This window comes from Pseudomonas antarctica (genome assembly GCF_001647715.1).
GTDB lineage: Bacteria > Pseudomonadota > Gammaproteobacteria > Pseudomonadales > Pseudomonadaceae > Aquipseudomonas > Aquipseudomonas antarctica_A.
Genome location: NZ_CP015600.1, coordinates 4,805,535 through 4,824,112, shown reverse-complemented (window position 1 = coordinate 4,824,112; position 18,578 = coordinate 4,805,535). Strand labels below are relative to the sequence as shown.

The window sequence follows — 18,578 nt, the reverse complement described above, 5'->3', positions numbered from 1 at the left end:
AACAATAACTGATACTTAGGCGTGGGGCGCGAATAGTTAATTGTTGGAGATCTACGCTGGCTAGTTGTTTTTTCGGAGCAGTCCTATTTGGATGGCTCAGTCGGCGCCTTAAACTTAACCCCGCAACAGCACAGGGGGTTGTCCTGCAAAAGGAAACTCCAATACTTACTTAGACCCTTGCTCTTTCGGAGTTACCTCATGGATTACAAAGCCCGCGCCCTCGCTGTACTGGTCGCAGCCACCGCCACCTCCGCCGCCATGGCGTCGGACGGCACCATCAATTTTAACGGCGAACTGAAAGCTGAAACCTGCCAGGTTGCGGTCAATGGTGCTGCCGGCTCCGCGGGCAGCACTGTTACGTTGCCGACGATCTCCACCGCTTCGCTTGCCTCACTCGGCCAAGTGGCAGGCCAGACCGGTTTCAGCATTCAACTGAGCAAGTGCTCTGCTGCACTGAAAACCGCTTCTGCGTTCTTTGAAGCCGGCGCTTCAGTTGACCCGGCCAGCGGCAATCTGAAGAACTTGAGCGGCACTGCCACCAAGGCTCAACTGCAACTAGTTGACGCCTCTAATGGTAATCCGATCAAAGCCGGCGATACCGGGCAAGTTGCTTCTACCAGCCGTATCAGCATCAATTCGACCACCCTGAGTGCAGACCTGCCGTACTCCGTTCAGTACTACGCACAGGCAGCAACTACGCCAGGTACTGTTATCAGTAACGTGACGTACTCTATCAACTATCAGTAAGCCGCGCGCAATGAGCACACGCCCTGATTGGTATGTAAAGGGCGTGTTTTCTGGCAGCGATGGGACAACGTCATGTATTACAAACTTCCATTCAAACAGTTACTGCTGGCAAGCCTCATGGTGCTGGCAAGTTTTCAGGTCAATGCAGGTGTGGTGATCACCGGCACTCGGGTGATCTACCCGGCAGGCCAGAAGGAAGTCACCGTAAAACTCAACAACAACGGCACGCAACCTGCGCTGATGCAGGCGTGGATCGACACCGGCAGTGTGACCTCCACCCCCACCAGTTCTAAGGCGCCGTTTCTGCTTTCGCCACCGGTGGCGCGTATCGACCCGGCCAAAGGCCAAAGCCTGCGTGTAATGTTCACGGGCGCTGCACTTGCCCCCGACAAAGAATCAATATTCTGGCTCAACGTGTTGGAGATTCCGCCAAAGCCCGAAGCCGGCGCAGACCTCAACACCCTGCAAATGGCATTCCGCTCGCGTATCAAGCTGTTCTACCGCCCCACCGGATTGCCTGGAACCGCCACTGAAGCGATTGAACAGGTGCAATGGCAAGTGGTGTCGATCCCTGATGGCGTGGGCCTGGCGTTGCAAGCGTTCAACCCGTCGGCGTTCTACGTGTCGATGGTCGAATTGGACCTGGTGCAAGGTGCTACGCGCGCTCGCAGTGAGGATGGGATGGTTGCCCCGGGCGAAACCCGGCAGTTCCCGCTGCCAACCCTCAAGACTCGACCTGCCGCCGATGCCCAAGTGGAGTTCAGTGCCATCAATGATTACGGCGCGCTGATCCCGACTCGGAAAGCACTCAAGCCCTGATCAATCCCTGACGTTTTTACCCGCGAGTCAATTATGCCAACCTCTTCCAGCTCCAGGCTTGCCCTGCGGGCGCAGCCTCGCTTTGCCTTGAATCCGCTTACGACCTTGATACTCAGGGTATTGGCCGTTACTCCTGGTGCATGGGGAGTGCAAGGGGTGTTGGCGCAAGAGGTGCAGTTCAACGACGCGTTTCTGCCTGAGGATTCACGCAATCTTGACCTCGGTAAATACCAGGCCGGTAACCCGGTGACGCCAGGACAGTACCGCGCCGACGTTTTGCTCAATGGCCAGTTGAACAGCCGCCAGGACATCCGCATTGAGGCCCAGCCCGACGGCAGCAAGCCGGTGGTGTGCATGGATCATGGGTTGCTTGAGCGCCAGGGCGTGGAAATGTCCAAGTTGCCACCCGAGGCCAGTCAGGCGCTCGGTAGTCAGGGCTGCGTGGCACTGGGCAGTTTGATCCAAGGCGCCAGCGCGAACTTTTCGCCCGAGAACCAGGCGCTCGACCTCAGCATTCCCCAAGCGGCCTTGAAGCGTAATTCCCGGGGCTATGTCAGCCCTGAACTGTGGGACCGCGGGGTTACTGCAGGCATGCTCAGTTACAACTTTAACGCTAATCGGAACCGCACCCGCTCCGGTAACTATGACTCGGCTTTCATGGGCCTCAACGCCGGCCTCAATCTGGGTGACTGGCGCCTGCGCCACAACGCGTCGATGAGCTGGCAGTCGCGCCAGGGCAACAAATACCAAGCCCTGGACACTTACGTACAGCGCGATATCACTGCGCTGAAAAGCCAGTTCACGGCGGGGGAGTCCAACACCAGCGGCGAGATCTTCGACACATTGTCCTTTCGCGGCGTGCAGTTGGCCAGCGACGACCGGATGCTGCCCGACTCCATGCGCGGTTATGCCCCGGTCATCCGTGGCATTGCGCGCACCAACGCGCGGGTCACCATTCGCCAGTCCGGCAACGTATTGCTGGAAACCACTGTAGCGCCCGGTGCCTTTGTGATCGACGACCTGTACTCCACCGGCTACGGCGGCGACCTCAATGTGAGCGTTGCCGAGGCAGACGGCACGGAACAGAACTTTATCGTGCCCTATGCCTCGGTCAGCCAGTTGCTGCGCCCAGGAACCGCGCGTTTCAGCCTTACCGCCGGTGAAACCCGCAACAACTATGTCGACCAACAGGTACGCCTGCTGCAAGGTACTTTGCAATACGGCCTGAACAACACGTTCACCGGGTTTGGTGGTGTGCAATCGAGCGACCACTACACGGCGTTACTCACGGGCGTGGCGTTCGGTACGCCCATCGGTGCCATGGCGGTCGACGTGACTCATGCTCAGACCGAGCTGGCTGGCGGTACCGCCAAAGGGCAGAGCATGCGCGTGTCCTACAGCAAGAACGTACTCAGCACCGGCAGTAACTTTTCGGTGGCGGCTTATCGGTTTTCTACCGGTGACTACCTGGATTTCAGCAATGCAGTGCAACTGCTGGATGCCGAGAAAAATGGCTGGGATACCCGCTTATTTGGGCGCCCGCGTAGCCGCCTGTCCATCACCGCCGACCAGACGCTCGGGCCTTGGGGCCAAGTGACTATCAGCGGCTATGCCCAGAACTACTGGAACCAGCCGGGCAGCGACGTGCAATACCAGTTCAGCTATAGCAAGCAATTCAACCGCGTGAGTTTCAGTGTGAATGCCAACCGCAGCCGTGTGGGCATGGGCGACATGGAGAACAGTTTTCTGCTGACCATGAGCATGCCCCTGGAACTCGGCGGCTCGGGTTATGGACCGCAGATGACCGCCCAGGTTGGCCGTGACACCCGCGGCAACTACAGCGAGCAGGTCGGTATCAGTGGTACTGCCGGCGAAGACCGCCAGTATGGCTACGGCGCTACCTTCGGGCACGATGGCGGCAGTAGCAGCAAGAGCGCTGCGTTCAACGGGCAGTACACCGGCGCCCGGGCCATGCTCAATGCCGCATTGGGCTATGGCGATGGGTATACCAGCACGTCCCTGGGCGCCAGCGGCACGGTGGTGGCTCACTCCGAAGGTGTGACGTTGTCGCCTTATCGCGGCGAAACCATGGCAGTGATCAGTGCGCCCGGTGCGCAGGGCGCCAAAGTTTCCGGTTACCCAGGCCTGAGGCTCGACGGGAGTGGCAATGCTGTGGTGCCGTACTTGCGCCCATATGAGTTGAATGAAGTGGCCATTGACCCGGCCGGCAGCTCCCTGGACGTCGAATTCAACGAAACCAGCCAGCAAGTCGCACCACGTGCCGGTGCCGTGGTGCACCTCAAATACACCACCAACCAGGGCCGTGCGGTGCTGCTCAATGTGCGCCTGGACGATGGCAGCAGCTTGCCGTTCGGCGCCGGCGTAACTGATGGCGAAGGCGCCACGGTCGGTATGGTCGGGCAGGGTGGCCAGCTCTATGCGCGGATCAAGCCGGACACCCGTCAATTGCTGATCAACTGGGGCAGCAAAGCCCATCAGCAGTGCGCGTTGGCCATTCCGCCGGGCCCAGGTGAGGGGCAGCAGTTGCAACAGCTGGACGCCGTGTGTGCGGCAGGCAAACAGGTCGCGAACAGCGTGCGGCCCAACACTATGCAAAAGGTACCGTTATGAACATCAGGGCTTTGATCAAATCGGGATTGGCGGTCATGGCGCTGTGGGCCGCTGCCAACACGGCCATGGCAGTCACCTGTACCTACATGAACGGTATTCAGCCGGCGGTGGGCGACATGCCGTTGCAGATATCCTCCATCAGCGTTGGGCGCGATGTGCCGGTGGGCACTGAGGTGTATCGACAGAAGTTCAGCATGGCGGCGGGCCAGGCAGTGAAGCTAGAGTGCCTGTATGCCCCGTTTCAACAATGGATGGAGATGACTCTTGAGAACAATTCACTGGCCAGTTGGTCCAGCGGAACCTACGCCAACAAAGTCTACAGAACCAGGATTCCGGGGCTCGGGGTCGCCTTTAACAGCACGGGCGGCCCGCTACCAAGGCAAAGTAGCCCATCATGGACCACGTGTTCGGCGGGCTGGAGGTGCCTGGTTCCTTTTGATGGTCCATCCAATTATGAATTGATCCTCATCAAGATAGGCGATATCTCCCCGGGAGTGTTAATGGGCAGCACGTTGCCGACCGTGAGCCTGTTTGGCAATTTTGGCGATGCCAGAATGTTGGGGTTCAAGATGGGCATCTCCGGCAGTATCCAGATTGTCTCGCGCACCTGCAGTACGCCGGATGTGACAGTCCCTATGGGCACGCATCAGACCAAGACATTTACCGGAATAAACACGGCCAGCGGCTGGGTCGATTTTGCCATTCAATTGAATGACTGTCCGGCGTTTACGGGAACATTCAGCACCGCAGGGCCAGGTTGGATTTCCCAGAGCGGCAACGCGCCCACCGGCACGGGCACCAGTGGCACCCTGGTCAACAACACCCTGCAATATCGCATTGACCCGGCACGGGCGGCGATCAACGCCGGCACTGGCGTGCTGAGCCTCGACCCATCGGCCACCGGCAGCTCACCTGCCGCCACCGGCGTAGGCGTGCAGATCGCGACCACTAACGGCAGTGGGTTGCCTTTGTCTACCAATCAGAACAGTGGCCTGGTCCTGCGAACGACCGAGAGCAGCTATTCAATCCCGTTGCGTGCCCGCTATTTGCAAACGCAGGCCAAGGTCATGCCGGGGCCGGCCAATGCGTCGGCGACGTTTACGATTATCTATCAGTGATGGAAAACTTGAGAGTGATCGCGAGGATGCGAATAAGGCCGAATAAAGCGCTACGAATTCTGATCGCAGATGAACAACACTTTTACCGGTTGAGGATTGAACGGGACCTGAACCATTTGGGTTATTACCGTATTGCACCCTTGCATCAACTGGTGCAGGTATTTAGTGCGGTGGAGTACGACCGCGAGCCTCTGGACCTGTTGATTATCAACGCCTCATTGGTGAAGGGGGTGAAATTTGATCTGTTTTCTTTCTGCATGGACAACCCGCATATTCGTTATGCATTGATTTACGATGATCAGCAACGGGGCGTACCCTCGCTTCTGGTATGCCGTCAACACAAGGTGCTGATCAGTGCTTTGCCATTGCCGGACCTCGAAACCCTCACCCACCTGATGGCAAAGGTCGAGACCTGTCCTGTTGCGCAGGAGCGAAACGGAGAAGTCGGAGCCTAATGAAAACCGTTATTGGAAACAGGCTTCTGTCATCGGTTCTTGTATCCACCTTTCAAATACATCGATCGCCATCGGTTTAGCACACAAAAAGCCCTGACCAATCTGCACCCCCATCTCATACAAATGATCCTGCTGAGCCGCGGTTTCGATACCTTCCACCACCAGTTGCATGCCCAAATTGCCGGCCAGAACCAGTGTGTTGCGAATGACTGCACGGTAGTGGCCGGGGCCGTCGATAAATTGGGTGAACTCTTGCGCCAGTTTTATTTCACTAAACGGTACCTGGCATAGTCGTAAAAGTGACGAACAGCCCGTGCCGAAGTCATTAATCGATAGGCGTATGCCCAATAGGCGCAGGCGATTAAGCGTTTTCAACGCTGCTAGCGCAAGCACCGCTAGGACCGTCCTCGGTGATTTCGATGGTTAGTGATGAAAGTGGCAGAGGGTGCTGGCGCAACCGAGTCTCCAAGCGCTCGACAAGTGTTTCGCTCATCAATGCCCAAGGGACGGACAGGTTGAATGCCATGCCTATGAGTTGGCCCTGCTCATTGTTCCCCCACAAAGGCTAGGAAGGTGACGAATGTTGGTGGACGTCTTGAGACGATGATAGGCTTATAAGTGCCGTATTATAAAGGCTTGTAGGATTTATTGAGTTTCTGGTGGATTATGATTTGGCGGACTCCTTCACCGCCACATTTAGTAAACACAAACCCCTGATTTTCCTAGCGAAAGTCAGGGGTTTGTGGTTTTTTGCGTCTGAAAAAAGGCCATATAGGTCCAATATGGGACGGGCGGTGTTTTATAGCGTCTACTCTCAGACACAACGGCTCAGTGGGTTCAGAATTGCCTGGCGGGCGTCCAAGCATGCGGCAGCGGCTGCTTTCGGCCAGGATGCGATACCAAGGGTGAAATCGTTTGTCATTCTCCCGCACACCCGGATTTTTTAATAATGACCACTCGACCGAAGCCTAAGCTCAACCTTCGCACTCTGATTCTTATCTTTGTACTGCTCTCTGCCTTTGCAACCCTGGTCAATAGTTTCTGGGTGACGTTCAAGATTCAGAAGCAGGAGTTAATTGAGAATGCCCTGGAGGTGAACAAGGCCTACGCTTCTCGGATCGCGCTGAGTGTGGAGCAGGTGCTTAACTCTGACCTGGACAAGTTAAAGTATGGCTCCGGGGTCATTGGTAAGGCGTTTGACGATAAGCGCTATTTGGCGGAGGAGGCCGATCGACTGTTTGGCCAGGACGCCAGCTTCAACTCTGTGCTGATCGTCGACGCGGGCGGGACAATCATTGCCTCAGCCCCGGAAAGCCTCCATCTCGATGGGCGCACGCTGCAACACAAGGAGCCGCTCAGCCTTCGTGTGCCAAGAATCAGCAATGCGTTCAGGTCCCTCTCCGGCAATCTGGTGGTGTTCATTACCCAGCCCGTATTTGACGCGAAAGGCGAATACCTGGGCCTGATAGGCGGCAGTGTCCGGCTTGAGCAGAGAAATACACTACAGGCACTGATGGATACCAATGTGCGCAAGGATGGGGCGCATGTCTATCTCATCGACAGCGCCCGTCGGGTGCTCTATCACACCGACCCCGAGCAGATCGGCAGCGTCACGGGTAAGGGCTTGATCGCTGATGCTGCGCTCAGTCAGGACGCCGGTACTTTGCAGGCGACGGATGCCAATGACGTGGAAATGCTCGCGGGTTTCGCCAGGGTGCCCAGTAGCGGTTGGGGGGTGATTTCGCAACAGCCACTGGAAAATATCCACGCCGTTCTGCGCCATACCATGGCCAAGGTCATGCAGGGTATAGCGCCACTGGCTCTGTTCGGAATCATCTTGATCTGGTGGTTGGGGACAAGGATCTCGGCGCCGCTGTCCAGGCTTGCCGAGTGCGCCAAACGACTGGACACACCCGACAGCTACGAACGCATCCGGGCAGTCCCGGCGCGTTATTTCGAAAGCTGGCAGATTCGCAGAGCATTGTTGCTGGGTGCCACCCTGCTGCAAGAGAAAATCGGCAAGCTCAATCAGCAAGCGCAAACCGATGCGCTGACAGGCCTGGCCAACCGTCGAGCGATGCAGGACATCCTGGCGCGCTGGCAGGAGGCCGAAAAAGCGTTCGCCGTTGTTTCCATGGACATCGACCACTTCAAACGTGTGAACGACACCTTCGGCCACGGTGCAGGTGATGAAACACTGAGGGCTATCGCGCAGCTCATGCAGCAGAATTCGCGGTCCAATGACTTGCCCTGCAGGGTCGGTGGAGAGGAGTTCGTGTTGTTATTGCCCAATAGTTCGCTTCAGGCTGCAATGGATGTCGCCGAGCGACTGCGTGCCTCAATTGACGCAGCGGACATTGAAACTGTCGGGCACGTGACGGTTTCGCTGGGCGTCGCGCTATGGCACCCCGGCGCCGATTCGATAGCGGTTGTGCTTGAGAGGGCTGACCAGCTGTTGTACCAGGCCAAACAAAACGGGCGCAATTGCGTGGTGGCTGAGCAGCCTTGATGGGCTAGGCCGTCAGCATGAGCACATGCCGTCAATGCCGGTGCCCGTGTTCCGCCGCGTTGTGCGCATGCCACTCCGTCAGGTGCAGCCACACACTCACGGCCAACAGCGCCGACGCAATCCAGAAAGCCACAGACAGTCACCGACTCGCCCATCACCAGCAAGGCAACTGCGGCACCGAGAAACGGCGCGGTCGAGAAGTAGGCTTCGGTGCGCGCACTGCCCAGACCGAGAACTGCGCAGAAAAGGGGGCGGACATATTTGCTTTCTCTCACCGCCAACTACGAGAAAAATAAAACCTCTGATTTCGTAAGAAACCAGAGGTTTTGTTATTTCTTGAATTTGAAAGCGTGCCGTTCTTGTATCACGAGCACGGCGTGTCCATCCGCCGCCCTATGACGTCCAGCAAGTCGCAACCGTCGCGCAGCGGAATTGAGCAGAGCAGCGCGAAATCGCTGAGCACAACTGCATCGCTACTTATCTCGCTACGTAGTGCGAGGTTCTCAATAACTTGGGTAACGGCACGAAGACGATAGGTCGCAGCGTCGAGGAGTATTTCCAGCGGCACGGTGGTATCGACAAAAAGGGCAGGGGTGGCGCTGTCGTTGCTGGTGAGGGCTATGTATTGGTTCATATGTGGAACTCCGGTTGTCGAAGGATAGCAACCACACATTTGTCGCCAAACAAAAAGGGTGGCAGCTGTACGCAGGTTGGCGAACCGGGACAATCGGAAAAACCGGCAGACCCGAAGGTCTCCCGCGCACAGCTACCGTTGAGCAGCTTATTGCGCGCAGAAGCAGCCCGCAAATACGCCGAGACGTTTCTGTCGATTTATCGTCGAGTCGCCAAACCCGATCGCCATGTGGGCGACCGCATGACTATAGGCCTGGCGGTATCGAAGCGGCAGGCCGATGCTTCTGAGTGGCCTGTAGGACGTTGCCGAAGTAATCAATCTCGCTCAGATCCACGCAATCCCCTTGACTGATGGGGGCAGGTGATCAGCCGGAACCTGCAATCGTAGGCATATGCTTCGATTTAAGTAGTCTTTTTCTGAAACGTTAAAACCACCCCTATACGCGTCTTACCTCGGTTGTAGCGCCTTCTTATAGTCGTGCGCCTCAGTCACTTGGAAGTGCACGCATGCAGGGACCCTACGCATTTATCAACGAACGACCGCAGCCTTATCCGCTGCTTAAACTGAGCCTGGCGCTTGATCCCCATACCCAGACCAAATTCGACACCCTCAACTCGCACATCCGCAACACGCTGGTGTTGCCTGGGCAGTTGGTGATCATCGGGGATAGCCGAACTGCCTCTTGCACCGCTGAAGAGGCACAGCTGATGCGCTCGGCGCTGAATATAAAGCTCGCCTTGTTGGCATACTCCGCAACCGACCAGTTCCTGGTCAAAAACTATGATCAGTTGCTGGCCATCTTGACCTATTCGTCCGTTGGCATCGGCAGTGCCAGCAGCGCTTGGAGCAAGCATTTGGCGCAAGTCGAGAAGACCCTTATGGAAATCGAGGAGTTGCATAAGCAGTATTTGAGAAAGGGAACCACGGGGGCGAGGGAGGAGTTTCTGGCTAAACGAAGAGCACTGTTTGCAAGGTTGGACAGCCAAATCTCGGGGATGGCGCGCTTTGGTACGGGGTTGAGAAACGAAGGTTCGATTAAAAAGATGCTGGGGATATCCAGTAAAAGCTATTGGCAGCATGGAGAAATTCGGGGGTATGAGGCGCGGGTCAAGCGTTTAGCCAAGGCTTCGCAGATGCTGAAGAAGGGGACTTACATTGGTATAGCGCTGGATGTTGGGGCGACAGCGTTGGAGATATCGGAGGCGTGTTCCACTGGGCGTGAGCAAGAGTGTACGCAGGCGAAGTATGTTGAAGGCGGCAAGTTGGTGATTGGCGTTGGCGGCGCATCCGTGGGCGGGACACTGGGTGCTCTTGTCGGTACCAGTGCCTGCGCGATTGTTTTTGGCATCCCTACAATGGGCGCCGGAGCTTTGGCATGCGCCATCGTCGGCGGTGCTGCGGGCGGACTCACCTCAGGCAAGTTCGGAAGCAACGCTGGAGAATTTGTAGGAAAATTTCTCTATAAGTCCGTGGAGAGTTGAATGTACTTGGAATATTTTGTGTTGGGCTCGTGCGCCCTCTTGCTACTAAGCTTCCCGATCATGTTTTCTGCCATGTTCAAAAAACTCGATGCCGCCGAGCGCTATATGCAATACAGCAGCTACATAGTCGGATGCAGGCACACTTTTCGTAATGCGCCCTTTGAAGGAAGGCCCCAACGCGTATACGCCATGGCTACCGTCATTCTTATCCCAAAAGTCATTCAGTGGAGAGGGATGGTACTTGTTGAGGATGTTGAAAAAATACCTCGGCACCTAAAGTACTGGATGGTCGTACCAACTTTCGTTACCTGTCTCTCCCTTTTCGGCCTCACCGTCAGCTGGTTTTTTATTGACGATTGGCCTTGAAAAGCAGGGCGACGCTACCTAGCCATTTCTCATAATGTCCGGCCGCCCAGCCGTCAGTGCATCAATGCCTGTGCCGATGATGCACATCCGGAAAATGCGCATGGCTATGCCTCATCGGGCTATGAACATGCACATGACTATGCGGCTGCGCCGGGTCCCATTCAAACCCATGCTCATGTTGATGATGCTCGTCATGCACGTGCCGATGCCCATGCTCCGTCGCCTCGTGCAGATGCTCATGCGCATGCCGCTCCGTCAGGTGCAGCCACACACCTACGGCCATCAGCGCCGACGCAATCCAGAACGCCATGGTCACCGACTCGCCCATCACCAGCAACGCAATCGCGGCACCGAGGAACGGCGCCGTCGAAAAGTAGGCGCCGGTGCGCGCACTGCCCAGACCGCGCAATGCCAGCACGAACATGACCAGGCTGATGCCATACCCCAGAAAGCCAACCAACAAGATAGGCGCCAGCTGCGCAACACCCGGAATCTGCGCCCCGAGATACAGCGCCAAACTGCAATTCACCACCCCGGCAATTAATCCCTTGGCGCCCGCAATAAACACCGCGTCCGACGCAGACACCTTGCGCGTCAGGTTGTTATCAATCCCCCAGCACAAACAGGCCACCGCCACGGCAAACGGCCCGGTCCAGTCGTGGCTCGTGCCGCCACCGCCGGACCCTGACAACACCACGCCGCCCAGCACGATTGCGAGCATGCCCAGGACGATGCGCCGGTCGGCGTTTTCTCTGAATACCAGCCAGGCGATAACGGCGGTCAGCACCGACTCAAGGTTGAGCATCAGGGAAGCGGTCGCGCCTGCTGTGCGAGTCAGGCCGAACATCAACGCGACCGGCCCGAGGATGCCGCCGAACGCGATGGCGCCGATCAGCCACGGCCATTCGGAACGGGTCAGCCCGCTGGGTTTCCAGCCGCGATCACGGATAAGGCGCACGCCGGCCAGGCCGATTCCGCTGCCGAGGTAGAGCAGGCCCGCGAGCAGCACGGGCGAGAGGCCCAGGCCGAGGCTTTTGGCGAGCGGCGTGCTGGCGCCGAAGAGGGCGGCAGCGGCAAGTGCGTACAGGATACTGAGGTTCATGGGCCATCCTCGAAGGTCAGGCCCATGATACGTCGCGCGCAGGGGTTAATGCCCTGGCGATTTTGACACGTTCACACTTATTGCGCGGTTTTCAGCTTGATCACATCACCCGAGATCTTGGTGGTGTAACCGCTCAATACCCATGCCCAGAACCAGTTTTCCTGCACTTGGGTGTTGATCAGCGCGTCGCCGCCTTTGGCTTTGATGGCTGCATCCTGAGCGCGTACAAAACGGCTGTTCTGGCCGATAGGGATAACGCCGAACAACATGATGCCGGTGGCGCTGGCTTCACTGTGGCCCAGCACGGTGTACTGGCTGCTGTCGTACTGCGGGGATTTGATGGCGGTGCCGGTGCAGCCTGCCAGTGCGAAACCGAGAACTGCTGCTGCAACCACTTTACTGACGTACTTCACTGTGTAACTCCATGGACTAACCCTCGCGATTCAATTCACGAGGGGGGCGACACTTTAAACGCGGCCAGGGCGGATTGACATCAATCAGTCCACATTTTGATCTTCACGCTTGTACGTACACCCAAGCCGTCAGCCCGGAAGCCAGCGCGACCGAGACCCGCTTATAGTCGGACACTTCATACGCATCCGCCGCCGCCAGTTCCTGTTCGTTGATCTGAAAGACCATGCCTTCAACGCTGGCCGCCTTTTCTGTAGTCGGTGCGACAATCGGGTGGTGGGTCTTGCCGCTGGTGGCCAGCACTTCGGGGTCGGTGATTTCTACCCAGCTTTGTGAATAGCCCAGCATCGCGTCCTGCTGGCCGACTAATTCCCGGCCGAAGTTGGCCAGTTGCACGGCCTTGTCTTGCAAGGTGCCGTAGGAAAACAGCAGCACAGGAAATTGGGTGGAGTGTTCCATTTTGATTCCTTGGTGGGTCAGGCGAGTAAATCTTCGTAGAAGGCGCCGTACGGCTTGCTCGGGTGGGCGATCTGGATTTCCAGGATCCACAGTCCGGCATTCGGGTAGTGCTCGAAATCCCCCAGGTCGCCGCCACGGTGAATCGCGTGGGGAAAGTCGCTGACGCGGTGCCCTTTGATGTCGAGGTTCAGTTGCCAGCCCATGGCCTGGGCCTGCTCCTCGGCGTAGCGATAAAGCTCAAGACCCACGGCCTGGTGGTTTTTCCAGCGTGATTGTACGCGGTCGAAGAGTTCTTTGGCGGCGTTGGCGCAGGCGATCATCTGCGGGTCGTTGCCGGTGGTGAAGGTCGCACCGGCGTCGCCTTCGTGGCCTTGCCACACCGCGCCCATGTCGATGAAGAAGATATCGTGTTCACCCAGTACCGGGTCGCCGTCGGAGCGTTGCTTGAAGGTCTTGAGGGTGTTGGCACCGAAACGCACCAGTAGCGGGTGCCAGATGCGTTGCATGTCGAGCTCGGTGAGCACCTGCTTGCCCAGCTCGCGCGCTTCGGATTCGAGCATGCCGGGGCGAATACGTTGGGCAAGGTGGTCGATGGCTTGCCACGTCATGGTCTGGGCATAACGCATGGAGTCGATACTGTAGGCGGCGCCCACGGCTTCTTTGGGTTGTGCAGTCACCGGTTTTCCCTCGCGTTCAAGCTGTACTGGTCGCTATGCGTTTTACTATATAGCGATACGATTCAGAGCCCAACTCTGAAAACCCCGAAGAGCACCTGTGGGCGCTGGCTTGCCTGCGATAGCGCGGGTTCAGCAAACAGTGATGCGGCCTGACCCTCCACCATCGCAGGCAAGCCAGCGCCCACTTTTTGACCGCGTTCGGTCAGTCAGAGATGCAGCCACGCCAGGCTGCCCAATATCACGGCCACGCCGCCAGCGGTGTATGACATCCGCTTCAACCACTCCTTACGCGTCAGCAACGTGATCGCCGCCAGCGAAATCGCGATCTGAATCGCCGTCATCGCCTGGGCCCAACGGTGATGCTGGTGCAGCGCCTCTTCGGACTTCTGATCCCAGTCCCGCGAAGTCGCCTCAAGCTTCTCGGCCTGCTTGCGCACTTCTTCCTTCTGGCCCTTGTAGCGTTCGATCTCATCCTTGTAATGCGCAGCATCCACACCGGGAATATGGGTGGCCAGTTCCGCCAGGTTTTGTCGGCTGGATTTGGCCTGGTAGTAGTTCCACTGGTTGGCGGCTTCGGTCTTGATGATGGCGGCGTTGTTTTTGTCCATTGCCGCTTCGCTTTCGGTCGAGCCGGCCTGGTAGCTGAGCATGGCGCCGAGGGTGGCCATCAGGGCGGTCATCACAGCGATGCGGCTGGCGAAATTGTCTCCACGGCCATGGGCGTGTTCGGTGGTGTGTTCGACGTGTTTTTCGTGGGGGCTGGGGACTTCGAAGGCTTCGGACATGGGGGCGTCTACGAACGGAATGAGGGAGTCTGATTCTTTACCAGTTCAGCTGTCTCAATCCTGTACGTAACGCTGTAAACCCTGCACCAGCGCATCAAATGTCACCCGGCAGCGCGGGCTGTTGCGCAGGTCTTCGTGCATGGTGACCCACGTGTCCATCTTGAACGCAAACGCGTCGGGCAGGACCCGGTGCAGGCGCGGGTCTTGCTTGGCCAGTTGCACCTGGCAGCCGCCGATACCGGCACCGGCGCGAATCAGCGCCAGTTGTGCCAGGTCGCTGTCGCTGCTGATGGCGAAGGTGCTGCGTTCAAAGCCTTTGATGGCCAGGCTGCGGATAAACGCGCTTTCCTGATCGAAGCCAATCACCGAGTGGCCGACCAGGTCTTGCATCTGAAGAGGGATGCCGTGCTGTTGCAGATAATCGTCGCGGGCGTGCAGGCCGACTTCGATCAGGCCGACGCGCCTTGCCAGCAGTTGCTCCTGGCTCGGTCGCACCATACGCACAGCGATGTCGGCCTCCAGTTGCAGCAGGTCGATCAGGCGGTTGCTCAGGATCAGTTCAACCCGCAGGTGCGGGTGCTGGCGGCGCAACTGCGTGATGATCGGCGGCAACACTTCCACGCCGACCACTTCACTGGCGGAAATCCGCACCACGCCACGTACCTCGTCGCCTTGGGCTGACGCGGCGCGCTCCAGGGCGGCGGCCGTGCGCTCCATGGTTTCGGCGTGGGCGCGCAAGGTGTGGGCCACCGCCGTCGGCAACAGCCCGGTGGGCGAGCGAGTAAACAGCACCACCCCCAGCGCCAATTCCAGTGCAGCGATGTGCCGGCCGACCGTCGGCTGTGTGATGCCAAGCAGCCGCGCGGCCCCCGACAACGATCCTTCCTTCAGTACGCCGAGGAACGACCGGTAAAGCTCCCAACCAATATTCGCAGGCATGCATAAATGTATAGCGGCTCGATGCTCTTCGGCAATTTATCTATAGCTGACCCCGCCACACAATGGCCTCACCAACCAACGTGGGAGAAGGTCATGAGCAAAGTTCTGGTATTGGGAGCGACGGGCGGGATCGGCGGCGAAGTGGCGCGGCAGATGAGTGCGGCAGGCTGGGAGGTGTGTGCGTTGACCCGGGATGTGGACAAGGCGCGCCGTGCGAATGCCGCCTTCTCCTGGCTCCAGGGCGATGCACTCAATCGCCAGGAAGTGCTCGCTGCCGCGCGTGGCTGTGCGGTGATCGTCCATGCGGTCAACCCACCGGGCTATCGCAACTGGGCCGAGCAGGTGCTGCCAATGATCGATAACAGTATCGCGGCGGCCATCGCCGAGGGCGCGACCATCGTGTTGCCTGGCACGGTCTACAACTTCGGGCCGGATGCGTTTCCCGTGTTGCACGAAGACTCGCCTCAGCACCCGCAGACACGCAAAGGCGCGATTCGTGTGCAACTGGAGCAGCGTCTACAGGACGCTTCCCGCCAGGGCGCTCGTGTGGTGATCGTGCGCGCCGGGGATTTTTTCGGCGCCCGGGTGGCCAACAATTGGTTCGCCCAAGGCTTGGTCAAGCCCGGCAAACCGGTGCACGCCGTCAGCTACCCGGGCGCTCCCGGTGTGGCGCATCAATGGGCGTACCTGCCGGATGTGGCGCGCACGATGCTCGAGTTGATTGAGCGTCGGGCGAGCCTCGATGCGTTCGCGCGCTTTCATATGGCTGGGCATATGGACACGGACGGCACGCAGATGGCCGAGGCGATCCAGCGCGTGGTGCTGCGTCGGACCGGCCATCAACCGCGCGTAGGTCGTTTCCCTTGGTGGTTGATGAAATTGGCAGCGCCCTTTGTCGTCACAGTCCGTGAGATGCAGGAAATGCGCTACCTGTGGCAAACCCCGTTGCGCCTGGATAACCAGCGCTTGCTGGATGCCTTGGGCCGTGAGCCGCACACGCCGCTGGAACAGGCGGTGGAGACTACCTTGGCCGACCTGGGGTGTTTGCCTGCGTCCGCCTGATCAAGCGCACATACACCGCCATGTTGATCAGCAACACCACGGCCCCGAGTACCCATTGAATGTTCGGGGTCAGCCCGGCCGGGTAGATCAGCGTGAGGATGTAATGCTCGACAAACCCGCCGCCATAACCGTCCTGCCCGGCGAGATGGCGGAACAGGTTCTCCCAACGGGTCAGCGGGCAGGGCAGGTGGAACACCTCGACGGCGACCCCCCAGGCCGCTGCGGGCAGGTGCAGCCACATGACAGGCCGCCACTTGAGGGCCAGCAATCCGCCGAACAGCACGAACAAGATGAAACTCAGGTGAAACAGCACCAGGCTGTCGGCGGCTACGCGATAGAGCATGTTGGGATTCGCTTATAAGGTGGGCCAGTGTCAGGCGCCGAATTCTTCTTGCGGGTAGGCGATAAACACAGGCAGTTTTTTCGACATATTACTGCGATTGCCGTCATACACCCGCCACGTACTATGGATGATCCCGTCGCCCAATACTTCTACCCACTCGCCGCTTTGCAAATAGGGCGCGAGGCTGGAGCGCCCAACATAGGCAAAGCCGAAGCCGTCCAGTGTGCCTGCTGCCGGGCAAGGCTACGTTGGGTTTTGCATGCACCCTGGTCAAAGGGTGTTAAGCGCTGATTTTGAGGCGTGGGCTGAGATGACTGAAGGCGTGGACTTTGCGGAGTAAGGCGTGAGGGCGGGCTCAGGTTTGTGGCCGTGATGGTTGCTTGCAAGCAACCTGGGCCGTTATTGTGCTGAATCCTTTTAGTCCTTTCCCCAAGGTTCTGTTGTGATGAATGCACCGCGTACCGCAGTCGGCTCGATCAAGGCCGTGATTTTCGATATGGACGGGTTATTGCTGGATACCGAAGGCATCTACACCGAAGTCACGCAGATCATCGCCGAACGCTACGGCCGTACCTACGACTGGGGCATCAAGCAGCACATCATCGGCCGAGGCGCTCAGGACCTGGCCGATTACGTGGTCAAGGCGCTGGACTTGCCGATCACGCCAGCAGAGTTTCTCAGAATCCGTGAACCGCTGATGAGCGAGCGTTTTCCCAAGGCCTTGGGCATGCCCGGGGCCGAGGCGCTGGTGCGGCACTTGAAGGCGCATAATATTCCGATCGCGGTGGGCACCAGTTCGTCGCGCAATTCGTTTGGCCACAAGACCACCTTGCACCGTGAATGGTTTGGCCTGTTCGGCACCATCGTCACGGCCGATGACCCGGAAGTCGGCGCCGCGAAACCTGCGCCGGATATCTTCCTGACCGCTGCGCGCCGCTTGGGCGTCGCGCCACAGGATTGCCTGGTGTTCGAGGATTCGCCGTTCGGTGTGACGGCCGCGAAAGCCGCCAACATGACCGCTATCGCCGTGCCCGATGAAGCCATGGCCGACAGCAAATACCAACATGCCGACCAGATCATCCGCAAACTCGCGGACTTCGATCTCGCCGCCTATGGCTTGCCACCTTTTCCCTGACTGAACAGGGTCAAAAATGTGGGAGCTGGCTTGCCTGCGATGGCGTCCTCAAGACCGCCGTCGCAGGCAGGCCAGCTCCCACAATGGGTTAGGCGCTGAAACCACCATCAATGGTCAGGCTTGCACCGGTGATATACCCCGCTTCCGGCCCGGCCAGGTAAGCCACAAAGCTCGCTATCTCCTCCACGTGGCCATAACGCCCCACCGCCATCAACCCGATCAGCGTTTCGGCAAACTCACCGTTCGCGGGGTTCATATCGGTGTCCACCGGCCCAGGCTGCACGTTGTTAATGGTGATGCCGCGTGGCCCCAGGTCCCGTGCCAAACCTTTGGTCAGGCCCACCAGCGCCGCCTTGCTCATCGCGTAGGGGCCACCGCCGCCAAACGGCATACGTTCGGCATTGGTGCTGCCGATGTTGATCACGCGGCCGCCTTCACCCATGTGCTTGGCCGCTTCCTGAGTGGCGATAAACACGCTGCGCACATTGATCGCCAGGGTCTGGTCGAAGTCTTCCAGCTTGAAATCCTCCAGTGGCGCGATGGCCAATACACCGGCGTTGTTCACCAGAATATCCAGGCGCCCGAACGCTTCGACGGTGGCGTTGACCGCATTGCGAATCGCCGTGGCGTCAGCACTGTCGGCCTGAATGGCCAGGGCTTTGCCGCCTGCGCTGATCACGACGTTCTGCAGTTCTTCGGCCTTGGCGGCCGAACTGACGTAAGTGAAGGCGACGGCTGCGCCTTGTGCGGCCAGGCGTTTTACGATCGCAGCGCCAATGCCGCGGGAACCGCCCTGGATCAAGGCGACTTTGCCGGTGAGGTTTTGTGTGGTCATGTCGATCTCCAAGTAGTTGATGGGCCGAGTATCGACCTCACCCACCCATGCCGGTAGACCGTGATTGCTA

The 18,578-nt window shown here is 58.5% G+C and carries 20 protein-coding genes and 1 pseudogene; 10 read left to right on the top strand and 11 right to left on the bottom strand.

The window, feature by feature from the left end:
• Positions 1-198 precede the first annotated feature (198 nt).
• From A7J50_RS21795 to A7J50_RS21775, 5 genes are all read left to right on the top strand, one after another.
• The gene (locus A7J50_RS21795) at positions 199-747 is read left to right on the top strand and encodes a fimbrial protein (RefSeq protein WP_064453668.1); all 549 of its coding nucleotides are present in this window, start codon (positions 199-201) and stop codon (positions 745-747) included.
• 72 nt (positions 748-819) lie between these two features.
• The gene (locus A7J50_RS21790; protein WP_064453667.1) at positions 820-1,566 is read left to right on the top strand and encodes a molecular chaperone; all 747 of its coding nucleotides are present in this window, start codon (positions 820-822) and stop codon (positions 1,564-1,566) included.
• A 156-nt stretch (positions 1,567-1,722) separates the two neighbouring features.
• Positions 1,723-4,197: a fimbria/pilus outer membrane usher protein gene (locus A7J50_RS21785; protein ID WP_335708560.1), complete on the top strand. Its 2,475-nt coding sequence runs from the start codon at positions 1,723-1,725 to the stop codon at positions 4,195-4,197.
• A complete protein-coding gene (locus A7J50_RS21780; protein ID WP_064453665.1) occupies positions 4,194-5,315 on the top strand; it encodes a fimbrial protein in 1,122 nt (373 codons plus the stop codon). Before A7J50_RS21785 ends, A7J50_RS21780 begins: the two co-directional genes overlap by 4 nt.
• A gap of 14 nt (positions 5,316-5,329) precedes the next feature.
• Positions 5,330-5,770 (top strand): response regulator, encoded by a 441-nt coding sequence (locus A7J50_RS21775; RefSeq protein ID WP_420492086.1) that lies wholly within the window; start codon positions 5,330-5,332, stop codon positions 5,768-5,770.
• Positions 5,771-5,779: 9 nt separating this feature from the next.
• On the opposite strand, the gene A7J50_RS21770 is transcribed toward A7J50_RS21775, so the two are convergent.
• Positions 5,780-6,163 (bottom strand): EAL domain-containing protein, encoded by a 384-nt coding sequence (locus A7J50_RS21770; protein ID WP_208604443.1) that lies wholly within the window; start codon positions 6,161-6,163, stop codon positions 5,780-5,782.
• A gap of 556 nt (positions 6,164-6,719) precedes the next feature.
• Here A7J50_RS21770 and A7J50_RS21760 point away from each other — a divergent pair.
• Positions 6,720-8,279 carry a sensor domain-containing diguanylate cyclase gene (locus tag A7J50_RS21760; RefSeq protein WP_064453663.1) on the top strand — a complete coding sequence of 520 codons (1,560 nt, stop codon included), beginning with the start codon at positions 6,720-6,722 and terminating at the stop codon, positions 8,277-8,279.
• A gap of 34 nt (positions 8,280-8,313) precedes the next feature.
• On the opposite strand, the pseudogene A7J50_RS30900 reads toward A7J50_RS21760, so the two are convergent.
• Together A7J50_RS30900 and A7J50_RS21755 are read right to left on the bottom strand one after the other, a co-directional pair.
• Positions 8,314-8,518: pseudogene (locus tag A7J50_RS30900) on the bottom strand (EamA/RhaT family transporter); the annotation flags it as partial.
• 125 nt (positions 8,519-8,643) lie between these two features.
• On the bottom strand, positions 8,644-8,913 hold the full coding sequence (locus A7J50_RS21755; protein ID WP_064453662.1) for a hypothetical protein: 270 nt from the start codon (positions 8,911-8,913) through the stop codon (positions 8,644-8,646).
• A gap of 506 nt (positions 8,914-9,419) precedes the next feature.
• On the opposite strand from A7J50_RS21755, the gene A7J50_RS21750 reads away from it, so the two are divergent.
• The gene (locus tag A7J50_RS21750) at positions 9,420-10,394 is read left to right on the top strand and encodes a hypothetical protein (protein ID WP_064453661.1); all 975 of its coding nucleotides are present in this window, start codon (positions 9,420-9,422) and stop codon (positions 10,392-10,394) included.
• Positions 10,395-10,760 carry a hypothetical protein gene (locus A7J50_RS21745; protein ID WP_064453660.1) on the top strand — a complete coding sequence of 122 codons (366 nt, stop codon included), beginning with the start codon at positions 10,395-10,397 and terminating at the stop codon, positions 10,758-10,760. It begins immediately after the preceding gene.
• Positions 10,761-10,821: 61 nt separating this feature from the next.
• Here the strand turns inward: A7J50_RS21745 and A7J50_RS21740 are convergent, their stop codons facing one another.
• The 6 genes from A7J50_RS21740 to A7J50_RS21715 form a co-directional block, all read right to left on the bottom strand.
• The gene (locus A7J50_RS21740) at positions 10,822-11,862 is read right to left on the bottom strand and encodes a DMT family transporter (protein WP_064453659.1); all 1,041 of its coding nucleotides are present in this window, start codon (positions 11,860-11,862) and stop codon (positions 10,822-10,824) included.
• 77 nt (positions 11,863-11,939) lie between these two features.
• The gene (locus A7J50_RS21735; RefSeq protein ID WP_010563783.1) at positions 11,940-12,275 is read right to left on the bottom strand and encodes a hypothetical protein; all 336 of its coding nucleotides are present in this window, start codon (positions 12,273-12,275) and stop codon (positions 11,940-11,942) included.
• A 103-nt stretch (positions 12,276-12,378) separates the two neighbouring features.
• Complete coding sequence (locus A7J50_RS21730) at positions 12,379-12,732, bottom strand: gamma-glutamylcyclotransferase family protein (protein ID WP_064453658.1); 354 nt, start codon at positions 12,730-12,732, stop codon at positions 12,379-12,381.
• Positions 12,733-12,749: 17 nt separating this feature from the next.
• Complete coding sequence (locus tag A7J50_RS21725) at positions 12,750-13,409, bottom strand: M24 family metallopeptidase (RefSeq protein WP_064453657.1); 660 nt, start codon at positions 13,407-13,409, stop codon at positions 12,750-12,752.
• A gap of 206 nt (positions 13,410-13,615) precedes the next feature.
• Entirely contained in the window at positions 13,616-14,194 is a 579-nt protein-coding gene (locus A7J50_RS21720) for a DUF4337 domain-containing protein (protein ID WP_064453656.1), read from the bottom strand.
• A gap of 54 nt (positions 14,195-14,248) precedes the next feature.
• Positions 14,249-15,133, bottom strand: coding sequence for a LysR family transcriptional regulator (locus A7J50_RS21715; RefSeq protein ID WP_064453655.1), 885 nt, complete (start codon positions 15,131-15,133; stop codon positions 14,249-14,251).
• 93 nt (positions 15,134-15,226) lie between these two features.
• Between A7J50_RS21715 and A7J50_RS21710 the strand changes: the two genes are divergently transcribed.
• Positions 15,227-16,195 carry an NAD-dependent epimerase/dehydratase family protein gene (locus tag A7J50_RS21710; protein ID WP_064453654.1) on the top strand — a complete coding sequence of 323 codons (969 nt, stop codon included), beginning with the start codon at positions 15,227-15,229 and terminating at the stop codon, positions 16,193-16,195.
• Here A7J50_RS21710 and A7J50_RS21705 read toward each other — a convergent pair.
• Complete coding sequence (locus A7J50_RS21705) at positions 16,155-16,538, bottom strand: DUF2784 domain-containing protein (RefSeq protein ID WP_064453653.1); 384 nt, start codon at positions 16,536-16,538, stop codon at positions 16,155-16,157. The genes A7J50_RS21710 and A7J50_RS21705 overlap by 41 nt on opposite strands.
• A gap of 445 nt (positions 16,539-16,983) precedes the next feature.
• Between A7J50_RS21705 and A7J50_RS21700 the strand changes: the two genes are divergently transcribed.
• Positions 16,984-17,673, top strand: a complete 690-nt coding sequence (locus A7J50_RS21700; RefSeq protein ID WP_064453652.1) for an HAD-IA family hydrolase — start codon at positions 16,984-16,986, stop codon at positions 17,671-17,673.
• Positions 17,674-17,761: 88 nt separating this feature from the next.
• On the opposite strand, the gene A7J50_RS21695 is transcribed toward A7J50_RS21700, so the two are convergent.
• A complete protein-coding gene (locus tag A7J50_RS21695) occupies positions 17,762-18,508 on the bottom strand; it encodes a 3-oxoacyl-ACP reductase family protein (RefSeq protein WP_064453651.1) in 747 nt (248 codons plus the stop codon).
• Positions 18,509-18,578: the final 70 nt, after the last annotated feature.

Excerpts from the sequence above, each read along its gene's own strand:
- A7J50_RS21780 (WP_064453665.1), top strand. The coding sequence starts at position 4,194 with ATGAACATCAGGGCTTTGATCAAATCGGGATTGGCGGTCATGGCGCTG.
- A7J50_RS21705 (WP_064453653.1), bottom strand. The coding sequence starts at position 16,538 with ATGCTCTATCGCGTAGCCGCCGACAGCCTGGTGCTGTTTCACCTGAGT.
- A7J50_RS21755 (WP_064453662.1), bottom strand. The coding sequence starts at position 8,913 with ATGAACCAATACATAGCCCTCACCAGCAACGACAGCGCCACCCCTGCC.
- A7J50_RS21710 (WP_064453654.1), top strand. The coding sequence starts at position 15,227 with ATGAGCAAAGTTCTGGTATTGGGAGCGACGGGCGGGATCGGCGGCGAA.
- A7J50_RS21695 (WP_064453651.1), bottom strand. The coding sequence starts at position 18,508 with ATGACCACACAAAACCTCACCGGCAAAGTCGCCTTGATCCAGGGCGGT.
- A7J50_RS21740 (WP_064453659.1), bottom strand. The coding sequence starts at position 11,862 with ATGAACCTCAGTATCCTGTACGCACTTGCCGCTGCCGCCCTCTTCGGC.
- A7J50_RS21745 (WP_064453660.1), top strand. The coding sequence starts at position 10,395 with ATGTACTTGGAATATTTTGTGTTGGGCTCGTGCGCCCTCTTGCTACTA.
- A7J50_RS21700 (WP_064453652.1), top strand. The coding sequence starts at position 16,984 with ATGAATGCACCGCGTACCGCAGTCGGCTCGATCAAGGCCGTGATTTTC.
- A7J50_RS21715 (WP_064453655.1), bottom strand. The coding sequence starts at position 15,133 with ATGCCTGCGAATATTGGTTGGGAGCTTTACCGGTCGTTCCTCGGCGTA.
- A7J50_RS21720 (WP_064453656.1), bottom strand. The coding sequence starts at position 14,194 with ATGTCCGAAGCCTTCGAAGTCCCCAGCCCCCACGAAAAACACGTCGAA.
- A7J50_RS21795 (WP_064453668.1), top strand. The coding sequence starts at position 199 with ATGGATTACAAAGCCCGCGCCCTCGCTGTACTGGTCGCAGCCACCGCC.
- A7J50_RS21790 (WP_064453667.1), top strand. The coding sequence starts at position 820 with ATGTATTACAAACTTCCATTCAAACAGTTACTGCTGGCAAGCCTCATG.
- A7J50_RS21760 (WP_064453663.1), top strand. The coding sequence starts at position 6,720 with ATGACCACTCGACCGAAGCCTAAGCTCAACCTTCGCACTCTGATTCTT.
- A7J50_RS21730 (WP_064453658.1), bottom strand. The coding sequence starts at position 12,732 with ATGGAACACTCCACCCAATTTCCTGTGCTGCTGTTTTCCTACGGCACC.
- A7J50_RS21750 (WP_064453661.1), top strand. The coding sequence starts at position 9,420 with ATGCAGGGACCCTACGCATTTATCAACGAACGACCGCAGCCTTATCCG.